This is a genomic window from Kitasatospora sp. NPDC089913, assembly GCF_044748625.1.
GTDB lineage: Bacteria > Actinomycetota > Actinomycetes > Streptomycetales > Streptomycetaceae > Kitasatospora.
Map to the genome: position 1 here is coordinate 56,325 of NZ_JBIVGI010000006.1, position 18,913 is coordinate 75,237.

Below are 18,913 nucleotides of genomic sequence, written 5' to 3' on the forward strand. Positions count from 1 at the left end.
GCCCGCCCGCCCGCAGACCTGCCGGTGGCGGTATCCACACCCCCGCTCACCTGCCGAAACGTGTGTCTCATCATATGGAAAGCGGAGGTCGGGGCACCCCCGCTCGGTAGACTGGCGCCGACCGCACAGCCCCCGCCACCCGGGGGTGAGGGGGCCGAGGGCCCCCGGAAACGACACAAGTCGAGGAGCGCACGTGGGCCTTGTCGTGCAGAAGTACGGCGGCTCATCCGTTGCGGATGCCGAGGGCATCAAGCGCGTGGCCCGTCGAATCGTTGACGCCAAGAAGGCCGGCCATGAGGTCGTCGTCGTGGTGTCCGCGATGGGCGACACGACGGACGAGCTCATCGAACTCGCGGAGCAGGTGTCACCTCTCCCCGCCGGCCGCGAGTTCGACATGCTGCTGACCGCTGGAGAGCGCATCTCCATGGCACTGCTGGCCATGGCGATCAAATCCCTGGGCCACGAGGCGCAGTCGTTCACAGGAAGCCAGGCCGGCGTCATCACCGACTCCGTCCACAACAAGGCGCGCATCATCGATGTGACGCCGGGCCGCATCCGCACCGCCCTGGACGAGGGCAACATCGCGATCGTGGCCGGTTTCCAGGGCGTCTCGCAGTCGAGCAAGGACATCACCACGCTCGGCCGGGGCGGCTCGGACACCACCGCCGTCGCCCTCGCCGCCGCCCTCAAGGCCGAGGTCTGCGAGATCTACACCGACGTGGACGGCGTGTTCACCGCCGACCCGCGCGTGGTGAAGAAGGCCCGCAAGATCGACTGGATCGCCTACGAGGACATGCTGGAGCTGGCCTCGTCCGGTTCCAAGGTGCTGCTCGACCGCTGTGTGGAGTACGCGCGCCGCTACAACATCCCGATTCACGTACGCTCGTCGTTCTCGGGTCTTCCCGGGACGATCGTCAGCAACGACAACCCGCACCAGCCCGAAGGGGGCGAGATGGAGCAGGCCATCATCTCCGGAGTCGCCCATGACACGTCCGAGGCCAAGGTCACGGTCGTCGGCGTCCCCGACAAGCCGGGCGAGGCGGCACGCATCTTCCGTGCCATCGCCGACGCCGAGGTCAACATCGACATGGTCGTGCAGAACGTCTCGGCGGCGTCGACCGGTCTGACCGACATCTCCTTCACCCTGCCGAAGGCCGAGGGCCAGAAGGCCATCGACGCGCTGGAGCGGGTCCGGGAGGGCATCGGCTACGAGTCGCTCCGCTACGACGACGCGATCGGCAAGATCTCGCTGGTCGGCGCGGGCATGCGCTCCAACCCGGGCGTCACGGCGACCTTCTTCGAGGCGCTCTCCGCGGCCGGCGTCAACATCGAGCTGATCTCCACCTCGGAGATCCGGATCTCGGTGGTCACCCGCGCCGACGACGTCAACGCCGCCGTGCAGGCCGTCCACTCCGCCTTCGGGCTGGACAGTGAGACGGACGAGGCCGTGGTCTACGGGGGCACCGGGCGATGACCCGGCGGCCGAACCTCGCCGTCGTCGGCGCCACCGGCGCGGTCGGCGAGGTGCTGCTCGGCCTGCTCTCCCTCCGCCAGGACATCTGGGGCGAGATCCGTCTCGCCGCCTCCCCGCGCTCGGCCGGCCGCAAGGCGGTCGTGCGCGGGGAGTCCGTCGAGGTCCTCCCGCTGTCCGAGGAGCTCTTCGACGGGGTGGACGTCGCGCTGTTCGACGTCCCCGAGCAGATCGCCGCCCGCTGGGCGCCGATCGCGGCCGCCAAGGGCGTCGTGGTGGTCGACAACTCCGGCGCGTTCCGGCTGGACGACGCCGTCCCGCTGGTGGTGCCCGAGGTCAACGCGGCCGCCGTGCGGATGCGCTCGCGCGGGATCGTGGCGAGCCCGGACTCCACCACCCTGACCATGATCGCGGCGATCGGCGCCCTGCACGCCGAGTACGGCCTGGAGTCGCTGGTGGTCGCCTCCTACCAGGCCGCCTCCGGGCTCGGCCGGGACGGCACGGACGCGCTGCGCGCCCAGCTCGCCCAGGTGGCCGGCACCGAGGTCGGCGAACAGACCGGCGACCTGCGGGCGGTGATCGCCGACCACGGACCGTTCGCCGCCCCCCTCGCGCTCAACGCGGTGCCCTGGGCCGGCGTGCTGACCGACGGCGGCTGGTCCTCGGAGGAGCGCACGGTGCGCGACGAGTCCCGCAAGATCCTCGGTCTGCCCGGGCTCAAGGTCTCGGCGACCTGTGTGCGGATCCCGGTGGTGCGCACCCACGCGCTGGCCGTGCACGCGGTGTTCGAGCGCGAGGTCACCCAGGAGCACGCCCACGAGATCCTCCGCGACGCCCCCGGGGTGCTGCTGTACGACGACCCGGCGGCGGGGGAGTTCCCGACACCGAACGACGTGGTGGGCACGGACCCGGTCTGGGTGGGCCGGCTGCGGCGCGCCCTGGACGACCCGAACGCGCTGGACGTCTTCCTCTGCGGCGACAACCTGCGGCGGGGCGCGGCGCTGAACGCCCTTCAGATCGCCGAGCTGGTGGCGCGGGAGATCGCCGACCGGGCCACGGCGGCGGACGACGCCGAGGCGAACGGCGTCGAGGCGAACGGCGTCGAGGCGAACGGCGTCGAGAGGTTCCGCGTCGAGGGGTCCGGCGCCGCCGGTGCCGAGGGAGCCGGGACGGGCGCGGACGGTGGCGCGGCGGGCTGATCAGCCCGTCCACCCGGAGTCTGCGCGGTTTGTTCGCGGACTGCTTGACGAATCCTCGCTGAATTCCCTGGAGGGGCGTTCGGACCATGCGCGAGAATATGCGCGGGGGCCGGGCAACCATGACAGGGGATCGAGTGTCCAACGGGCGTGGCGAACGTGATGGTGGGGGCGGGGGCGGGCATCTCGGCGGCAGCCGCGGTGACGTTCCCGTCGCGTGTCCAGTGGCCTGCGGATAGGCCGGAAGATAGCCAGATGACGGCAGTTGCACCCGGTGCCGCGGGTCCTGGCGCCGACACCGCTGCCGGTGCCAGCGAGGACCTCCTCACCGAGACCTATCAGGCGCACTACCGCTCGCTGCTGCGGCTGGCGGCACTGCTCCTCGACGATCTGTCGAGCTGCGAGGACGTGGTCCAGGAGGCGTTCATCCGGGTGCACGCGGCCAGGCGGCGGGTGCGGGAACCGGAGAAGACCCTCGCCTATCTGAGGCAGACCGTGGTCAACCTGTCCCGGTCGACGCTGCGGCGCAGGATCCTCGGACTGCGGCTGCTGCCGAAGCCGATGCCTGACATGGCCAGTGCAGAAGAAGGCGCCTACGATGCGCTGGAGCGGGACCAGTTGAAGGTCGCGCTACGGGGTCTGCAACGCCGTCAGCGGGAGGTGCTGGTGCTGCGCTACTTCGTGGACATGACGGAGGCGCAGGTCGCCGAGACCCTCGGCATCTCGCTCGGTTCGGTGAAGGCGTACGGCTCACGGGGGCTCGCCGCGCTGAGGGTCCAGATGGAGGCCGGGCATGGCTGAGGACGGTCGGATGGGTGACGGCGCCCGGCGGGGTGACGGTGGCCGAACGGGCGACGGCGGTCCGTCGGGTGACGGCCGCCCGTCGGGTGACGGCGGCCGGCCGGGCGGTGCAGGCCGGCCGGATGACGGCGGTCGGCCGGCCGACGGCGGCGGGGCCGGCCACGAGGAGCGGCTGGTGAGGGAGTTGATGCTTCGGGCGGTCGCCGAGGTCCAGCCGGATCCCGCCGGACTCCAGCGCATCCGCCGGGCGGTGCCGCGGCGCAGGGCCGCCCGGCGCGGGGCCTGGACCGGCGTCGCCGCGGTGGCCGTGGTCGCCTCCTTCCTCCTGCCGGCCCTGCACACCACGGACCACCTGGGCCTGTCCGGCGGCCCCGGGTCGTCCGGCGCGGGCAGCGGCAGTGTCTCGCCCAGTCCCGCCGGCACCCTCCCCGGCGGGAGCACCGGCGGTGCCCACCGCCCGCCGGTCCTCGACAGCGGGGCCCCGACCGTTCCCGGCAGCCCGTCCGGCAGCGTCGGCAGTGAGCCGAGCGCCGGCGGCAGCAGCGCCGGCCAGCAGCCCGGCACCTTCGACCCGAGCCCCAGCACCACCGACGGCGGGGCCGACACCCCGGTCCTGGCGCTCTGCACCCGGGCCGATCTGGGACAGGGCACCGCGCAGCTCGGCGCCCCCGACGCGGACGGCCGGATCTACGGATCCTTCACGATGACCAATGTCTCCGGACGCAGCTGCCGGCTCGGCGGGCCCGGATCGGTCACGGTCACCGGCAGGACGGGAGCCACCGGCAGCAGCGGCAGCACGGGGGCGGACAACGGGAGGATCCGGATCGCCTTCCACACCGCGGGCGACCCGGCGACCGGTCTGCCCGCGCCCGGGCCCTCGGCCGGCCCCGCGGCGGGGGCCGATGCCGGGAGCAACGGCCTCGTCCTCGCGCCGCGCGCCGTCTACCGGGTCGACATCGCGTGGATCCCGGACCCGGCGGGCTGTCCCGTCCTCGGTGGGACGACCTCGCCGAGTGCCTCCGCCGGTTCGGGAGGAGCGAGTTCGACCGGTGGCGCGGCGGGCGGTGGTGCGGCGGGCGGGGCGACCGGTGGCGGCGCCACCGGGTCCGCAATGGGCAACGGCGGGGCGACCGGCGGCCCGGGCACGGGCGGGGGCGGCGCGTTGCCCGGGGCCGGCGGTTCCGGCGGGGCGGGCGGCCCGAGCGCCACGGGCCCGGGGCCGGGCTCCGGGGCCGGAGCGGGCCCGAGCACCGGAGGTGGCGCCGGTCCGGGCCCCGTCGGCGTCGCGGCGACCGGCGGCCGGACGGGCGGTCCGGGAACGTCCACCGGTGCTCCCGCCGGGGCGGGCGAGCTGAGCGGGGCGGGCGGGGCCACCGAGGCGGCTCCGGCGGGCGGTCCCACCGGGTCACCGAGCACGACCCCGCAGCCGAGCGGTTCGACGACCGGGGGGAGCACCGGGACCCCGAGCCCGTCCGCGACCCCGGTGCCCGGGCCGGGCGGGGCCTCGTCGAGCGTCACCCTGGCGTACACGCCGGCCCCGGGCAACCCGGCCTCCGCCCGGGTCGTCCTGGCCGACGCCTGCGCGGGCACGGTCTACCGCACCGCGCCGCGGGTCGTCGTGCCGGACGCCCGGACGCCGGCGCCCGGTACCTCGCCGTCCGCGGGGTGACCGGCGCGGGCGTCCGCCCGGGCGGTTCGAGCAGCCCGGGCGGCTCGGCGGGCCCGGCCGGAGCCGCGCGCGGGAAGTCGGCGGGGCCGACTTCCGGCTCCGAGACGGGGGCCTGGGGACGGGCGGAGTGTGAGGAGTGGTTACCGTGGGGGGTGTGTACCGGTTTCTCCTCACCCCGCGCTGGCTGAGCGGCACCGCGCTGGCCGTGGCGGCCGTGGCGGTGTGCGTCTGGCTCGGTTCCTGGCAGCTCGGCCGGTTCGAGGACCGCGTCTCCTCGCACCAGGAGATCAGCCGGGCCGTGAACGACGCCGGCGCGCCCCGTCCGCTCGGTGAACTGCTGGCCGCCGACCGGCCGCAGGTCACCACCGACACCGTCGGCCGCGCCGTGACGGTCACCGGCACCTTCGACCCGGAGCACCAGTTGCTGGTCCCCAACCGGGTGCTGGACGGCCGACAGGGCTACTACGTGCTCACCCCGCTGCGCACCGCCGACGGCCGGACGGTCGCGGTCGTCCGCGGCTGGGCGCCGGGAACGCCGCCGGCCGGGGCACCGCAGGCCGGGGCGTCCGCGCCCGGGGCGCCGGTGGACGCGCCCACCGGCGAGGTGACCATCGGCGGTCGGCTCCAGGCGGGCGAGACCAGCGGGAGCAACGGCGCCGTGGCCGGCGGCCTCCCGGAGGGGCAGCTCGGCACCATCAACCGTGCCGCCCTCGTCAACAAGCTCGCCCTCGACGGCTGGTACGACGGCTGGGTGTCCGCCGACGTCGCGCCGGACGGGCTCACGCCGGTGCCGACCGTCCAGCCGCAGGGTGGAGACGGCCTCTCGCTGCGGGCGTTCCAGAACCTCGGCTACACGCTGGAGTGGTTCGTCTTCGGCGGTTTCGTGGTGTTCATGTGGTTCCGGCTGCTGCGCCGCGAGGCCGAGGCCGAGCAGGACCGGGCCCTCGGACTGGACCCGGTCCTGGACTGACCGCCCGGCTCCGGTGCCCCCAGCTCCGGCGCCCCCGGAGCCGGGGCCGCCGGCCTCGGGTCAGCGGGTCGGCTTCGCCGGTGGCACGGCCGGGACCGCCGGCACGGCCGGGACCGCCGGCTTGGACGGCAGTACCGGCACCCCTGCCGAGCCCGACGGCATCGGTGGAACCGGAGCGGTCGGTGACGGTGGTGCGGTCGGTGACGCTGACGTGGCTGGCGGCGGGTTGTCGCAGCGGCGGCCGTTGTTGCCGCCGCTGCCGTTGGAATCGTCGTCGGAGTCGTACCGGTCGGTGTGGTGACGCGTCGTGCGGCCGCTCTTCGAGCTCTTGGAGCTCTTCGACCCCTTCGAGCCGGACTTGGCGAGCAGCACCACCCCGCCCTCCTCCCCGGCCCCGGCCCCGGCCACCGCCGTGCGGAAGGCGGCCTTCACCACCGTGGAGGTGGCCGTGGGCGGCGCGGTGGCGGACGGCGGGGCCGGGGAGGAGGGCGGGGGCGAGGCGGACGGCGCGGCGGAGGACGGCGAGACGGCCGGCGGGCAGGCCGCGCTCCCGCCGTCGTCGTCCTGCCCCGAGCAGCCGGTGAGCACCAGTGCCCCGGCCACCCCCGCCCCCAGGATCGTCAGCAGGCGTCTCACCCGTGTCCCCCGTTCACTGCTTCTCGGTGTCCGCCAGATTCTCGCCGACCGGGAGTCCGCCGAGGTGCCGGCGGACGAAGTCGATCTCCAACCGCAACTGCTTGATCCGCTCGTCCACGACCAGCGAGCCGTGCCCGGCGTCGTAGCGGTACACCTCGTGCGGCTTGCCGAGCCGCTCCAGCGCCTCGACGTAGTTGTCGATCTGCTTGATCGGGCAGCGCGGGTCGTTGACCCCGGCGCTGATGTAGACCGGGACCGCGACCCGGTCGATGTACGTCAGCGGGGAGGAGGCGGTCCAGCGCTCGGGCACCTCCTCGGGCGTCCCGCCGAAGAGCGTGCGGTCGATCGCCTTCAGCGCCTCCATCTCGTCGTCGTACGCGGTCAGGTAGTCCGCGACCGGAACGGCGGCGACGCCGAGGCTCCACAGCTCGGGCTGCACGCCGAGCCCGAGCAGGGTGAGGTAGCCGCCCCAGGAGCCGCCGGCCAGCACCAGCCGGTCCGGGTCGGCCAGCCCGCTCTCCACTGCCCAGCCGCGCACGGCCGCGATGTCCTCCAGCTCGATCAGGCCGACCCGCTCGCGCAGCGCGTCCGTCCAGGCCTGGCCGTAGCCGGTCGAGCCGCGGTAGTTGACCCGGACCACCGCGAAGCCGTGGTCCAGCCAGGCGGCCGGTCCGGCGGCGAAGGAGTCGCTGTCGTGGTGGGTCGGGCCGCCGTGGACCTCGAAGACGGTCGGGAACGGGCCCTCGCCCGCCCCGGCCGGCCGCTGGACCAGCGCGTGCACCCGGCCGCCCGGCCCGTCCACCCAGACGTCCTCGACCGGCACCGAGCCGGGCGGGACGGCGCCGGGCGCGCGCAGCACGACCGTGCCGGCGGTGGAGCGGACGGCGGACGGGTCGGCGGCGGAGGACCACAGGAACTCCACCGTGCCGTCGGGGCGGGGGGTGGCTCCGCCGACCGTGCCCCGCGGGGTGTCCAGCCGGGTGAGCACGCCCTCGTCCAGGGAGTACGAGAACAGCTCGCTGCGCGCCTCGTACTCGTGCTCGATCAGCAGCGCGCGGGCGCCGGGGCGCCACTGGGCGGAGAGGTCGCCGGGCAGTTCGCGGCCCTGCTCGTCGCGGAGCACGAGGGCGGTCTCCTCGCCGGTCGCGACGTCCCAGATCATCGGCTCCCAGCGGCCGGTGCGCTGGTGGGCGACCAGCAGCCGGGTGTCGCCGTCGACGGGCGCGAAGCCGAGGCAGGCGACCCCGCGCGGGTGCTCGTGGCCGGTGACCTCGTCCAGCTCGGCGACGGTGGGGACGGCGGTTGCGGCGTCGGCGTCGGCGGCGGTTTCGTCGGCGGTTCCCGTTCCGGTTCCGGCCGCGGTTCCGTCGCCGACGAGGCGGACCACCCGGATCGCGCCGTGCATGGCGTCGCCGTGCTCGGTGTGGTCGATGGCCAGCAGGGTGCCGTCGTGACTCAGGTCGCCGACACCGCCGTACTCGGCGTGCCGGTAGATCTCGACGGCCTCGGTCGCGCCCGGGCGGCGCAGGTGCAGGGTGGTGCCGTCCTCGTCGGTGGACCGGCCGACCACCACGGTGCCGTCCCGGCCCAGGGCCAGACCCGCCTCGTAGGACGGGGCCAGGCCGGGGACGGCCTCCTCGTCCGGACCGGTGGCGCCCTCGGGACGGCCGGCGAACGGCTGGCGGCGCCAGACGCCGTACTCGTCGCCGTCGCTGTCGTCGAACCACCAGATCCACTCGCCGTCGGGGGACAGCTCGGCATCGGTGGTGCCGTTCGGGCGGTCGGTGGCCCGCCGGTGGGTGTCGGTGGCGCGGTCCCAGGCGTAGACCTCGTAGGTACCGCTGGAGTTGGACACGTACAGCGCCCGGTCGGGGGCGTCCTCGGCCCAGTCCGGCAGGGAGACCCGTGCCGCCCTGAACCGCTGCTCCCACGCCGGAACGGCGCTCTTCTCCTCGCTCATCCACCCACCCAACCAGATCGGGGCGAGGAAACGGAACGGGACGGGGAAACGGGGGAGGGGAGGGCCGGTGCGGCCCTCCCCTCCTGCCTGTTCCTCCGGGCCTCGCGCCCCGGCCGACCCTCCCGGTCGTCCCGGTCCTGCTTGTCGTCCCGATCGTTCTGGTCCTGCTGGTCCTGCCGGCCCTGTGGGCCCTGTGGGCCCTGTGGGCCAGGTCGACGGTTCCGGTCCTTCCGACCGGCTCACCCCGCTCGGCGGGGCAGCAGCTGGACCAGGCCCGCCAGCAGCACCTCCAGGACCGCCAGCGCCCCCAGGCAGCGCCCGAAGGCGGTGGCCGGGTCGGCGGCGCCGTAGTAGAGGACGCCGATCAGCGCGACCCCGAGTGCCCCCGCGACCTGCTGGACGGTGGCCACCAGGCCCGCGGCCGAGCCGGCCAGCCGGGGTTCGACGCCGGCCAGCACCAGCGAGGTCACCGGGGCGATCACCAGACCCATTCCGAGCCCGTCCACGAACAGGCCCGGCGCAAGCCACCAGACGCTGCCCGTGGTGCCCGCCAGGTGCACGGCCAGCCCGAGCAGACCCAGGCCGGCGGCCATCAGCAGCCCGCCCAGCGCGATCGCCTGCCGGCCGAGCCGGGCGGCCACCCGGTGCGCGGCGGTGGAGGTCAGCAGGTAGCCGAGGCCGATCGCGGTGAAGACCAGGCCCGCCCCGAGCGCGTCCAGCCCGAGGCCCGGCTGCAGATAGAGGGCGAGCACCAGGAAGAACGAGGCCTGGCCGAGCCAGAAGGCCAGCTGGGCGAGCAGACCGGTGGTGAACGCGCGGTCCCGGAACAGCCGGGTGTCGAGCAGCGGCGAGCCGCCCGCGAGCCCGCGCCGGTGCTGGTGGACGGTGAGGAGCACGAGCAGTGCCGCCGCGCCGGCCAGGCAGAGCCCGGTCCACAGCGGCCAGCCGCTCTCGCGGCCCTGGATCAGCGGCAGCACCAGACCGGTCAGGGCGAGGGTGACCAGCACGACGCCCACCGGATCGAGGCCCGGCCGGTGCGGGGCGCGCGACTCGGGCAGGCAGCGTCGGACCAGGGCCAGGGCGGCCAGGCCGACCGGCAGGTTGAGCAGGAAACAGCTGCGCCAGTCCAGGCCGAACAGGTCGGCGCGGATCAGCACGCCGCCGATCAGCTGGCCGAACACCGCTCCGAGGCCCATCGTCAGGCCGTACATGGCGAACGCCCGGGCCTGCGCCGTGCCGGTGTAGGCGGTCCGCAGGATCGCCAGCACCTGCGGGCCCATCAGTGCGGCCGCCAGCCCTTGGGCGACCCGGGCGCCGACCAGGCTGCCCGCCGTCGGCGCCAGGCCGCAGGCGGCCGAGGCCAGGGTGAACAGGGCCAGGCCGAGGCCGAACATCCGGCGGCGGCCGTACCGGTCACCGAGCCGGCCCGCGGTGATCAGTCCGACGGCGAGGGCCAGGCCGAAGCCGGCCACCACCCATTGGACGGCGGCCGGTCCGGCTCTCAGGTCGGTCTGGAGGGAGGGGATGGCGACGTTGACGACGAAGACGTCCAGGGCGGTCATGAAGGTCGCGGTCAGCAGGACCGGCAGCAGGCCGCGCGGTGCGGGGGCGGTAGGGGAGGTGGTGGTCGGTGCGGGGGCGGCGCTGGGGGCGGCGGGGACGGTGGGGGCGGTGCTCCGGGCGGTCAGGGTGCTGGACAACGTCTGCTCCGGTGGGTGCGTGGCGGCGGGGTGTGTGGTGCTGGGGTGCGTGGTGTGGGGTGCGTGTGGGCCGGGACCGGGGCGGGCACAGGTGGCGCCCGCCCCGGGGTACGGTCGGCAGTCGGCGGAGGCCGACGGTTCAGGCGCCGGGGACGCGGTCGAGGAAGCCGTACACCGAGGCGATCCGGCCCTCCGCGTCGGCGACCAGCACGTCGAAGCCGATGACCAGCGGCTCCTCCCCGGCCGGGCCGAGGTTCCACGTGAAACGTGCGATGTCGTGGTGGGCGTCGACCGGGCCGAGCGTGAACACCAGGCCGGGGAACTGCCCCTGCGCCGCGCCGATCAGCGCATCGACGCCTTCGCGCCCGGTGACGGCCGCCAGCGGGTCGGTGTAGCGGCCGTCCTCGGCCCACGCCTCGTCGATCAGCTTCCGGCGGGCGGTCGGGTCGGTCTCGTTCCACGCGGCGAGGTAGGTGGCGGCGAGCTGTCCGAGGTCGGTGGGCAGGTTGGCGGTCATGGTCTTCTCCCTTGTCCGGTGCGGTGGTTGGTGCGGTGTCCGGTGGCCCGTTTCCCGCTGGTCGAAAACTTACGGACGACGGGCCGCGGGCGAATCCGTCACGGATAGGTAGGGGGTACCGGGGTGAGCGCCAGTAGGGTCGGACCTGCCGGGCACGGGGGCCCGCGGGGGAGGAGACCGGGATGCTGTACGGGCGGGAACGGGAGCGGGCGGCCGTCGACGCGCTGCTCGACGGGGCGCGCGGCGGTCGCAGTGGCGTCCTGCTGCTGCGCGGCGAGCCGGGGATCGGCAAGACGGCCGTGCTGGAGTACGCGGTGGCGGCGGCCGGTGACGGGTTCCGGGTGATCCGGGCGACCGGCGTCGAGTACGAGGCCGAGCTCCCCTTCGCCGGGCTGAGCCTGCTGCTGGCGTCCGGCCTGGACCACCTGGACGCCCTGCCCGGGCCGCAACGGCGTTCGCTGGAGGGCGCGTTCGGGCTCGGTGAGGCGACCGGCGGCGCCGACCGGCTGCTCGCCGGACTGGCCACGCTCGGGCTGCTCGCCGAACTCGCTTCCGAGCAACCGCTGTTGTGCGTGGTCGACGATGTGCAGTGGCTCGACCGCTCCTCGCTGGACGCTCTGCTGATCGCCGCGCGCCGGCTCCAGGCCGAGGGCGTCGCCCTGCTGCTCGCCGCCCGGGACACCGGGGCCGGGGCGGACGCCGGGGCCGGGGCGGGCATCGGCGGGACGGGCATCGGGGGAGCGGGCATCGGTGGGGCCGGCGACCCGGCCTTGCCGGTTACGGCCGCCGGACCGCTGGCCGGTCTGCCGGAGCTGCGGCTCACCGGCCTGGCCGAACCGGACGCCGTCCGCCTGCTCGACGACCGTACCGGCACGGCCCTCACCGGCCCGGCCCGCCGCCGACTGCTCGCCGAAGCCGCCGGGAACCCGCTGGCACTCGTCGAACTTCCCTCCACCGAGGCGGATTTGGCGTCCGGTGGGCTCGCGCTCACCAGTCGGCTCCGGATCGCCTTCCACGGCCAGGTCACCGGCCTGCCGCCCGCGACCCAGACCCTGCTGCTGGTCGCGGCGGCCGAGGAGAACGGCGAGCTGGACGTCGTCCTGGCCGCCGCCGCGGCGCTCGGGGCCGGCGCCGACGCGCTGGAGCCCGCGGAGCGGGCCGGACTGGTGACCGTCGGCACCGACCGCCGGTTCGCCTTCCGGCACCCGCTGCTGCGTGCGGCCGTCCTCCAACGGGCCCCGCTCCAGCAGCGGTTGGCCGCCCACCGGGCGCTCGGCGAGGCACTGGAGGAGGGCGACCGGCGGACCTGGCACCTCGCCCTCGCCGCCACCGCGCCGGACGCCGGACTCGCCGACGCGCTGGAGCGGACCGCCGTCCGGGCCGAGGCCCGTGGTGCCCACGGCGGCGCGGCCGCCGCGTACGAGCGCGCCGCCGGGCTCACCCCGGACCGCGACGGAGCCACCCGGCGCCTCGTGCTGGCCGCCGAAGCGGCGACCGAGGAAGGGAAGCTGGAGCTGGCCGAGTCGCTCGCGGACCGGGCCGGCGCGCGCACCGACAGCGTCTTCGCGCACGCGCTGCTGGACCAGGTCCGGGCCGTCGCGCAGTTCTGGCGCGGTGCCTACCCGGCCGCGTACCGGTTGCTGCTGGACGCCGCCGCGACCGACATCGAGCCCGCGCACGCGGCCCGGATGCTGCTCCAGGCCTTCCACGCCGCCTGGTACGTCGGGGAGGAGCCGGTGGCCACCGTGCTCGACCGGCTGGCCGCACTGCCGCTGGGCGCGGACGAACCGCTCGCCCCGCTGGCCCGGCACCTGCCGGCCGCCGTACTGCCCGCGCTGGGTCGTCCCGCCGACCCGCTGCCCGAGGTCCGCGCCACCGTCGCGGAGGCCCGGAGGGCCGGGGCGGAGAGCCCGGTCGACCTGGTGCAGCTGTGCGGCGCGACCCTGGTCCTCGGACGGGACCACGAGACGCTGGAGCTGGCCGCCGAACTCACGGCCGAGGCCCGGGCCAAGGGGACGGTCGGGGTGCTGCCGACGCTGCAGTTCTTCCTCGCCGAGGCCGAACTGTTCCACGGCCGGCACCGTGACGCCGAGGTCACGGCGGCGGAGGGCCTGGCGCTCGCCCGGGACACCGGCCAGGCCCAGTGGACCAGTCAACTCGCCTCGCTGCTGGCCTGCTTGGCGGCTCTGTCGGGGGCCGACGAGCGGTGCGCGGAGCTGGCGGCCGCGGCGCTGGTCCCCGGTTCGGCCGCGCCCGCCGCCGGGGAGCCGTGGGCGCACTGGGCGCTCGCCCTGCTGGACCTCGGCCGGGGCCGCGCGGCGGCGGCCGCCGACCGGCTGCACGCGCTCACCACCGGGCCGTACCGGCACCATGTCGGCGCCACCCGGGCGGTTCCCGACCTGGTCGAGGCCGTCGTCCGGCTGGGCGGACCGGAGCGGGCGGCCGAGCCGTACGAGCGCTTCGCCCGCTGGGCGGCCGCGGCCGGGACGCCCTGGGCGGAGGCCCTGCGGCTGCGCTGCCAGGCACTGCTCGGACCGGACGAGTTCGCCGAATCCGCGTACCGTGCCGCCCTCGACCTGCACGAGGGCGCCCACCGCCCGTTCGAACACGCCCGGACCGCCCTGCTGTACGGCGAGTGGCTGCGCCGGGAGCGCCGTCGGACGGACGCCCGCCCGCACCTGGGCGCCGCCCTGGAGACCTTCGAGCGACTCGGCGCCGAACCCTGGGCGGACCGCGCCCGCACCGAACTGACCGCCACCGGCACCGCCGCCCCGGCCCCGGCCGCCGCCGGGGGCGCGCTGACGGGGCTCACCCCGCAGGAGTTGCAGATCGCCCGGCTGGCGGCCCGGGGGCTGACCAACCGGGACATCGCCGCGCAGCTCTTCCTCAGCCCGCGGACCGTCGGGCACCACCTCTACAAGGCCTACCCGAAGCTGGGGATCGCCTCGCGGACGGAGCTGGCGGCGTTGTTCGCGGCCTGATCGAGAGTCCCGTTCCATTGCAACGGCGATGCGGTCCGGCATTGCCTTTCGACTTCGAATCCATTGCAACGAATGCCCATGATCCCAGCATCTACAAGGCTTTCCCTTTGTTTGGCGTTGACGGACCCGTGAACGCAATGTAGCTTCCTGAGTGTTCGGAAGTTCATGAACACAACGGGCGGGGAGGGTCACCATGACCAGCAGCAACGGCGGATTCACCGACGAGGGACTGCGCAAGGTGCGCGAGGTGCTGACGCGGCACGTCGAGTCGGGCCGGATCCCGGGCGTCGTCGCCCTGATCGGCCGGGGCGACCGGACGCACGTCGAGGCGATCGGCACCATGCGCCACGACGGCGGCGCGCCGATGGGCCGGGACACGATCTTCCGGATGGCCTCGACCTCCAAGCCGGTCACCATGGCCGCCGCCACGGTCCTGCTCGACGAGTGCCGGCTGCGGCTGGACGACCTCGTGCAGACCTGGCTGCCGGAACTCGCCGACCGCCGCGTTCTCGAGCGGATCGACGGCCCGCTCGACGACACGGTGCCGGCCCGGCGGCCGATCACCGTCCGGGACGTGCTGACCTCCACTTTCGGCCTCGGCATGGACATCACGGCGCTGGGCAGCCCGATCATGGGCGCGATCATCGAGAACGGCCTCACGCCCGACCTGCCGCAGCCGATGCCGGAACCGGACGAGTGGCTGCGCCGCCTCGGCACGCTTCCGCTGATGCACCAGCCCGGTGAGCGCTGGCAGTACCACATCGCCAGCGACCTGCTCGGCGTGCTCGTCGCCCGGGTCACCGGCCAGTCGTTCGAGAGCTTCCTCCGCGAGCGGGTCTTCGGTCCGCTGGGGATGGCGGACACCGGCTTCCACGTGCCCGCCGAGAAGATCGACCGGCTGCCCGCCCTCTACGCCCCCGACCCGCGGACCGGCGAGTTCCACGTCTGGGACGAGCCGGCGGACGGTCGCTGGAGCCGGCCCCCGGCGTTCCCCGGCGGTGGCGGCGGCCTGGTCTCCACCGTCGACGACTACCACGCCTACTTCCGGATGCTGCTCGACGGCGGCCTGCACGGCGGCGGGCGCGTCCTCTCCCGCCCCGCGGTCGAGCTGATGACCACCAACCGCCTCACCCCGGAGCAGACCGCCCTGCGCGAGACCCTGGCCAAGGAGAACGTGCACCTGTCGTACGGCCAGGGACAGCACGGCGGCTGGGGCCTCGGCGCCGCGGTGCGGACCTATCGCGGCGACTACGCCCCCGTCGGCCAGTTCGGCTGGGACGGCGGCAGCGGCACCTCCACCTACGCCGACCCGGAGCACGGGCTGGTCGGCATCGTGCTCACCCAGGTCGGGATGACCGTCCCCGACTCGGCGCGGCTGATCCACGACTTCTGGACCACGGTCTACCAGGCCCTCGACGCCTGACCGGGCCACCGGGCCACCGGGTCACCGGGTCACCGGGCCGCCGGCGCTTGCCCGACCGTGCGGCTAGGCCGAGTTCTGGAGCGCGCCCCCGCCACTCCCGCCGCCGACCCGGACCGCCAGGTCCCGGCCGAGCGCGTACGCGGCCGAGACCAGCGTCATGTGATGGTGCCAGCCGGTGTACGAGCGTCCGGAGAAGTCCAGCAGGCCGAAGTCCGAACCCAGCCGGTTCACGGTGCTCCGCGTGGCCGAGGCGGCGTCCAGCAGTGCGAGCACACCCGGGGCGTCCTCGGCCAGATCGGTCAGCCAGTACCGCCGCGGTCCGCCGTCGCCGTCGCACCGCGCCCACAGCCGGTGCACCGGCGCCGACGGCGTTCCGGCCACCGTTCCCGCGGCGCCCGGAGCCGCTCCCGCTCCTGGAGCCGGAGCCGGTCCCGGCGCGGTCACCGGGCCGGGCGGCAGAACGGGCGTGCCGCGCAGCACCGGCTGCGGGTCGGGCGACATCCGCGGCCGGCGCCACGGGAACAGCGACTCGGCGGGCACGGCGCCCTGCTGCACCCGCCCGTGCCGCCCCGTGGTGGCCTGGAGCACCGGCCGGACGGGCTGATCGCCGCGGACCTCCAGCAGGTAGGGGACGGAGCGGCGGGCGAGCGCGGCGGCCAGTCGGACCGGGTCGTCCGTCGCGTCGAGGGTGGCGACCAGCGGTGCCACCGGATGGTGGGCGGCGAGCCGGTCCACCATTCCGGTCAGCAGGTCGCCCGCCGGGTGCGGGGCCACGTCCTCGGGGATCCGGGCCCGGGCGCGCCGCTGCGGGTCGTCCGTCCAGCCCGGGTCGAGCAGCAGCGACCAGTCCACCGGCACGGCGTCCCGGTCGGTGGCGACGAAAAGACCGGTCGCCGCCTGGCATTTGACGGTCCGCCCGGTCGACGGGTCGAACCGCCGGTGGACGCCCACCACCTGGTCGCCGCGCTTGGGGACGACCACGAGCGCGGCGGTCCAGGCCCGCACCGGGCGGGGGCCGGCGGCGAGGTCGGCGAGCACCCGGCGGGCCGGACGCCAGTCCCAGGGGCTGCCGTTGATGAACTGCTGGAGCGAGAGCGAGACGGTGGCCGCCTCCGCCGGTCCGGTGGCGAGACTGGCGGCCATGTTGGCCAGGGACTTGCGGCCGGGAGCCGCCAGCAGGCCCTGCAGATAGGCCCGGGCCCAGCGGCGCTGGTCGGTCCGGCCCAGCTGGGCGAAGACCTGCTCGGCGAACCGGGAGACGGCGGCTTCGCCGACCGGTGAGAGGGGTTGCGAGTCCATGTGATGAGCTCCCCGGGTGGTGTGGTGCTGTGAGGTGCCGTCCTCGGGAGGATAGTGAACGATCGCTTTGTTCCGACTGCCCGTCGGGCCCGGGAGGCGCTTTGGCGAATTCCGGTGTCCCGGTGGCCGACGCTCGCGCCGCGGACACGGTCAGACCGGCGGCGTGGAGGACGGGTCGGGATCCGTCGCCGCCGCGTGCCGCCAGAGCCGCCGGAGCCGCCGCCGGATCTCCTCCGGAGCGGCCGGCCCGCCGCCGCCCAGGGGGACGATCCCCCGCCGCAGCACCGCCGACCCGGCCACCAGGCAGTGCGCCAGCGTCTCCAGATCGACCTCGTCCAGCACCGGCGCGACGCCGGCAGGCACCGCCGACCGCTCACGGGCCAGCCGGTCGCGAAGCTCGGGACCCCAGGCCGTGTACCAGTTGCCCGCCGACTCCGGCCGCTCCCAACTGAGCCGAGCGGCTGCCCGCACGCTCGGCTCCTCGTCCAGCAACCGGGCGAGCAGATCGATCAACCCGCCCGCGCCCGGGTCGGGCGCTCGACCGTCACCCGTGAGCGCGGCCCCCTCGGCCCGGACCGCGTCCGCCAGGGCGGCCTTGGACGCGAAGTGGAACGTGAGCGCCCCCAGCGTCACCCCGGCGCTCCGGCTGATCCGCGCCAGCGAGGTCCCCTCGTACCCGTACAGGTCGAACTCGGTTGCCGCGGCGCACAGTAGAGCACGACGAGTCTGCCGGGCGCGTTCCTGCCGCATCACGCGCCACCACGGACACGACGGGCACGGGGCCGCGCCGCCACGACGGCGGTCGGCGAAAGCGAGTGGCCCAACCACATGGTGGAGATGCCTCCTTCGGGCGATCGGGACGTGCCGGTGCGTACCGGAACGACGACACTCCGACGCTACGCCGCCCCACCCCCCGCCCGCCCGCCAACCGAAGGATTCCCACCCCACCCACCCCCGCCGGCCCACCCGCCCCCGCCGGCCTCCAGCACAGCCAGACCCGTAATCCTGCCCGGATCCGGCCCGGTGGGACGCAGGCGGGACAACGCGCCCTCGTGTACGCGCCCGCGCCCCAAATCGTCCCTGCTGCTGGCCTGCCCTCCGGGCCAGCAGCAGTCCGGTCACAGGCGACCCCCGCCCGCACTACTGCCGCTGCCCTGTACCGCCATCAAGTGTCTCCATCGCACGGGATACGTTGGTCGGACGGTGGCTCCTGGTGTGCTACCTGCGGCGGATCAAAGGTAGGTCGAGGGGGAGATTCTGATGACAGCATGGCTGATGTATATGGGGGACGACCCCAAGCGCGTGGGCAGTGGTTACGACGACAGCGGTCCGAGTCACTACAGCTGGGACAGTCGGGTCCCGAACGCGGGACATGTTCAGGTTGGCGACGAGATCGTGCTCTGGGACGGCCAGACCTCAATAGGAATGTCCGTGATCGAGGACATCGTGACGCGTTCCGCAAGCAAGGAAGTCAGCTCATGCCCGAGCTGTGGCAAGGCCGATATCGCCGAGCGGAAGACGAAGACACCGAAGTACCGGTGCTGGAACCAGAACTGCAAGGCGGAGTTCGGGGAGCCCAAGACCCAGACCGTACCCGTCACCACTTATCGCAGTCGGTACGACTTCGCCTGGATTGGCCTGCCCGGTGTGGTCAGCGGTAGTGAACTGCGAGAGCTGTGTGAGGAGCCCGGCTCCCAGAACGCGATGCGACGGCTGCGGTGGGACGACTTCCAGCACCGTATCGAGACGGGTAAGAACGCCACTCCTCTCGAGATCATCAAGACCACCCGCGATGCCATCGCGGGTGGTCACTCAAAGGCGATGGTCCGAGTCCGTAGGGGGCAGCCGGCGTTCCGCGCCGCGCTCTTGGACGTGTTCGGAGAGGTCTGTGCCTTCACCGGCCCGGCGCCGGCGTGCGTGCTGGAAGCGGCTCACCTCTACAGCTATGCCGCGAACGGCAAGCACCACGCGAACGGTGGTCTACTGTTGCGTCGAGACGTTCATCGTCTCTTCGACCTGGGCCAGATTTCCATCGACCCACAGAGCCTTGCCCTTGATGTCGCTCCGAAGGCCCGGGCCTATCCCGAGTACGCGAAGCTCCACGGCCAGGTCTTGGCGGTGCCCATTACGAACGCGCACAAGAAGTGGATCGCCAAGCACTGGCGCATGCACAGAGATGTAGGCGCGAGCACCGCGTCCCCCACGCTGGACGGTCCCTGATCGCGCTACCTCCTGCGCAGGGGGCGAATCCCGGCGATTCCAGCCCTGTGCGGCGAAGCGCCCTGAGCCC

15 protein-coding genes are annotated in these 18,913 nt (G+C 74.4%); 9 read left to right on the forward strand and 6 right to left on the reverse strand.

The genetic code is table 11. The features are described from left to right. The first annotated feature begins 193 nt into the window (after positions 1–193). From ACIPYS_RS11870 to ACIPYS_RS11895, 6 genes are all read left to right on the forward strand, one after another. On the forward strand, positions 194–1,474 hold the full coding sequence (locus ACIPYS_RS11870; RefSeq protein ID WP_093861004.1) for an aspartate kinase: 1,281 nt from the start codon (positions 194–196) through the stop codon (positions 1,472–1,474). Beyond that, positions 1,471–2,670 carry an aspartate-semialdehyde dehydrogenase gene (locus ACIPYS_RS11875; RefSeq protein WP_400745556.1) on the forward strand — a complete coding sequence of 400 codons (1,200 nt, stop codon included), beginning with the start codon at positions 1,471–1,473 and terminating at the stop codon, positions 2,668–2,670. Before ACIPYS_RS11870 ends, ACIPYS_RS11875 begins: the two co-directional genes overlap by 4 nt. Before the next feature lie 252 nt (positions 2,671–2,922). Beyond that, the gene (locus ACIPYS_RS11880) at positions 2,923–3,468 is read left to right on the forward strand and encodes a SigE family RNA polymerase sigma factor (protein ID WP_093864961.1); all 546 of its coding nucleotides are present in this window, start codon (positions 2,923–2,925) and stop codon (positions 3,466–3,468) included. A 14-nt stretch (positions 3,469–3,482) separates the two neighbouring features. Continuing rightward, a complete protein-coding gene (locus ACIPYS_RS11885; protein WP_400745558.1) occupies positions 3,483–3,647 on the forward strand; it encodes a hypothetical protein in 165 nt (54 codons plus the stop codon). Then, complete coding sequence (locus ACIPYS_RS11890) at positions 3,644–5,137, forward strand: hypothetical protein (protein WP_400745560.1); 1,494 nt, start codon at positions 3,644–3,646, stop codon at positions 5,135–5,137. The genes ACIPYS_RS11885 and ACIPYS_RS11890 overlap by 4 nt, the downstream gene beginning before the upstream one ends. Before the next feature lie 154 nt (positions 5,138–5,291). Next, the gene (locus ACIPYS_RS11895) at positions 5,292–6,107 is read left to right on the forward strand and encodes an SURF1 family protein (protein ID WP_093861000.1); all 816 of its coding nucleotides are present in this window, start codon (positions 5,292–5,294) and stop codon (positions 6,105–6,107) included. A 60-nt stretch (positions 6,108–6,167) separates the two neighbouring features. Here the strand turns inward: ACIPYS_RS11895 and ACIPYS_RS11900 are convergent, their stop codons facing one another. The 4 genes from ACIPYS_RS11900 to ACIPYS_RS11915 form a co-directional block, all read right to left on the reverse strand. Then, complete coding sequence (locus ACIPYS_RS11900) at positions 6,168–6,743, reverse strand: hypothetical protein (protein ID WP_400745562.1); 576 nt, start codon at positions 6,741–6,743, stop codon at positions 6,168–6,170. A 13-nt stretch (positions 6,744–6,756) separates the two neighbouring features. Beyond that, a complete protein-coding gene (locus tag ACIPYS_RS11905; RefSeq protein WP_093860998.1) occupies positions 6,757–8,703 on the reverse strand; it encodes a prolyl oligopeptidase family serine peptidase in 1,947 nt (648 codons plus the stop codon). A 239-nt stretch (positions 8,704–8,942) separates the two neighbouring features. Next, positions 8,943–10,403: an MFS transporter gene (locus ACIPYS_RS11910; RefSeq protein WP_400745565.1), complete on the reverse strand. Its 1,461-nt coding sequence runs from the start codon at positions 10,401–10,403 to the stop codon at positions 8,943–8,945. A 139-nt stretch (positions 10,404–10,542) separates the two neighbouring features. After that, positions 10,543–10,920 carry a nuclear transport factor 2 family protein gene (locus ACIPYS_RS11915; RefSeq protein WP_093860996.1) on the reverse strand — a complete coding sequence of 126 codons (378 nt, stop codon included), beginning with the start codon at positions 10,918–10,920 and terminating at the stop codon, positions 10,543–10,545. Between the two features lie 182 nt (positions 10,921–11,102). On the opposite strand from ACIPYS_RS11915, the gene ACIPYS_RS11920 reads away from it, so the two are divergent. Both ACIPYS_RS11920 and ACIPYS_RS11925 read left to right on the forward strand, forming a co-directional pair. After that, a complete protein-coding gene (locus ACIPYS_RS11920) occupies positions 11,103–13,901 on the forward strand; it encodes an AAA family ATPase (protein ID WP_400745568.1) in 2,799 nt (932 codons plus the stop codon). A 193-nt stretch (positions 13,902–14,094) separates the two neighbouring features. Further along, entirely contained in the window at positions 14,095–15,324 is a 1,230-nt protein-coding gene (locus tag ACIPYS_RS11925) for a serine hydrolase domain-containing protein (protein WP_400745570.1), read from the forward strand. Positions 15,325–15,387: 63 nt separating this feature from the next. On the opposite strand, the gene ACIPYS_RS11930 is transcribed toward ACIPYS_RS11925, so the two are convergent. After that, positions 15,388–16,623, reverse strand: coding sequence for an IS701 family transposase (locus ACIPYS_RS11930; RefSeq protein WP_400745572.1), 1,236 nt, complete (start codon positions 16,621–16,623; stop codon positions 15,388–15,390). Between the two features lie 150 nt (positions 16,624–16,773). Then, positions 16,774–17,373 (reverse strand): TetR family transcriptional regulator, encoded by a 600-nt coding sequence (locus tag ACIPYS_RS11935; protein ID WP_400745574.1) that lies wholly within the window; start codon positions 17,371–17,373, stop codon positions 16,774–16,776. A gap of 510 nt (positions 17,374–17,883) precedes the next feature. Here ACIPYS_RS11935 and ACIPYS_RS11940 point away from each other — a divergent pair. Then, positions 17,884–18,843 carry an HNH endonuclease gene (locus ACIPYS_RS11940; protein WP_400745576.1) on the forward strand — a complete coding sequence of 320 codons (960 nt, stop codon included), beginning with the start codon at positions 17,884–17,886 and terminating at the stop codon, positions 18,841–18,843. The last annotated feature ends 70 nt before the right edge of the window (positions 18,844–18,913 follow it).

Bases quoted from the DNA above. Each gene is read 5' to 3' on its own strand.
- ACIPYS_RS11875 (WP_400745556.1), top strand. From the start codon at position 1,471: ATGACCCGGCGGCCGAACCTCGCCGTCGTCGGCGCCACCGGCGCGGTC.
- ACIPYS_RS11880 (WP_093864961.1), top strand. From the start codon at position 2,923: ATGACGGCAGTTGCACCCGGTGCCGCGGGTCCTGGCGCCGACACCGCT.
- ACIPYS_RS11905 (WP_093860998.1), bottom strand. From the start codon at position 8,703: ATGAGCGAGGAGAAGAGCGCCGTTCCGGCGTGGGAGCAGCGGTTCAGG.
- ACIPYS_RS11915 (WP_093860996.1), bottom strand. From the start codon at position 10,920: ATGACCGCCAACCTGCCCACCGACCTCGGACAGCTCGCCGCCACCTAC.
- ACIPYS_RS11920 (WP_400745568.1), top strand. From the start codon at position 11,103: ATGCTGTACGGGCGGGAACGGGAGCGGGCGGCCGTCGACGCGCTGCTC.
- ACIPYS_RS11925 (WP_400745570.1), top strand. From the start codon at position 14,095: ATGACCAGCAGCAACGGCGGATTCACCGACGAGGGACTGCGCAAGGTG.
- ACIPYS_RS11930 (WP_400745572.1), bottom strand. From the start codon at position 16,623: ATGGACTCGCAACCCCTCTCACCGGTCGGCGAAGCCGCCGTCTCCCGG.
- ACIPYS_RS11935 (WP_400745574.1), bottom strand. From the start codon at position 17,373: ATGCGGCAGGAACGCGCCCGGCAGACTCGTCGTGCTCTACTGTGCGCC.
- ACIPYS_RS11940 (WP_400745576.1), top strand. From the start codon at position 17,884: ATGACAGCATGGCTGATGTATATGGGGGACGACCCCAAGCGCGTGGGC.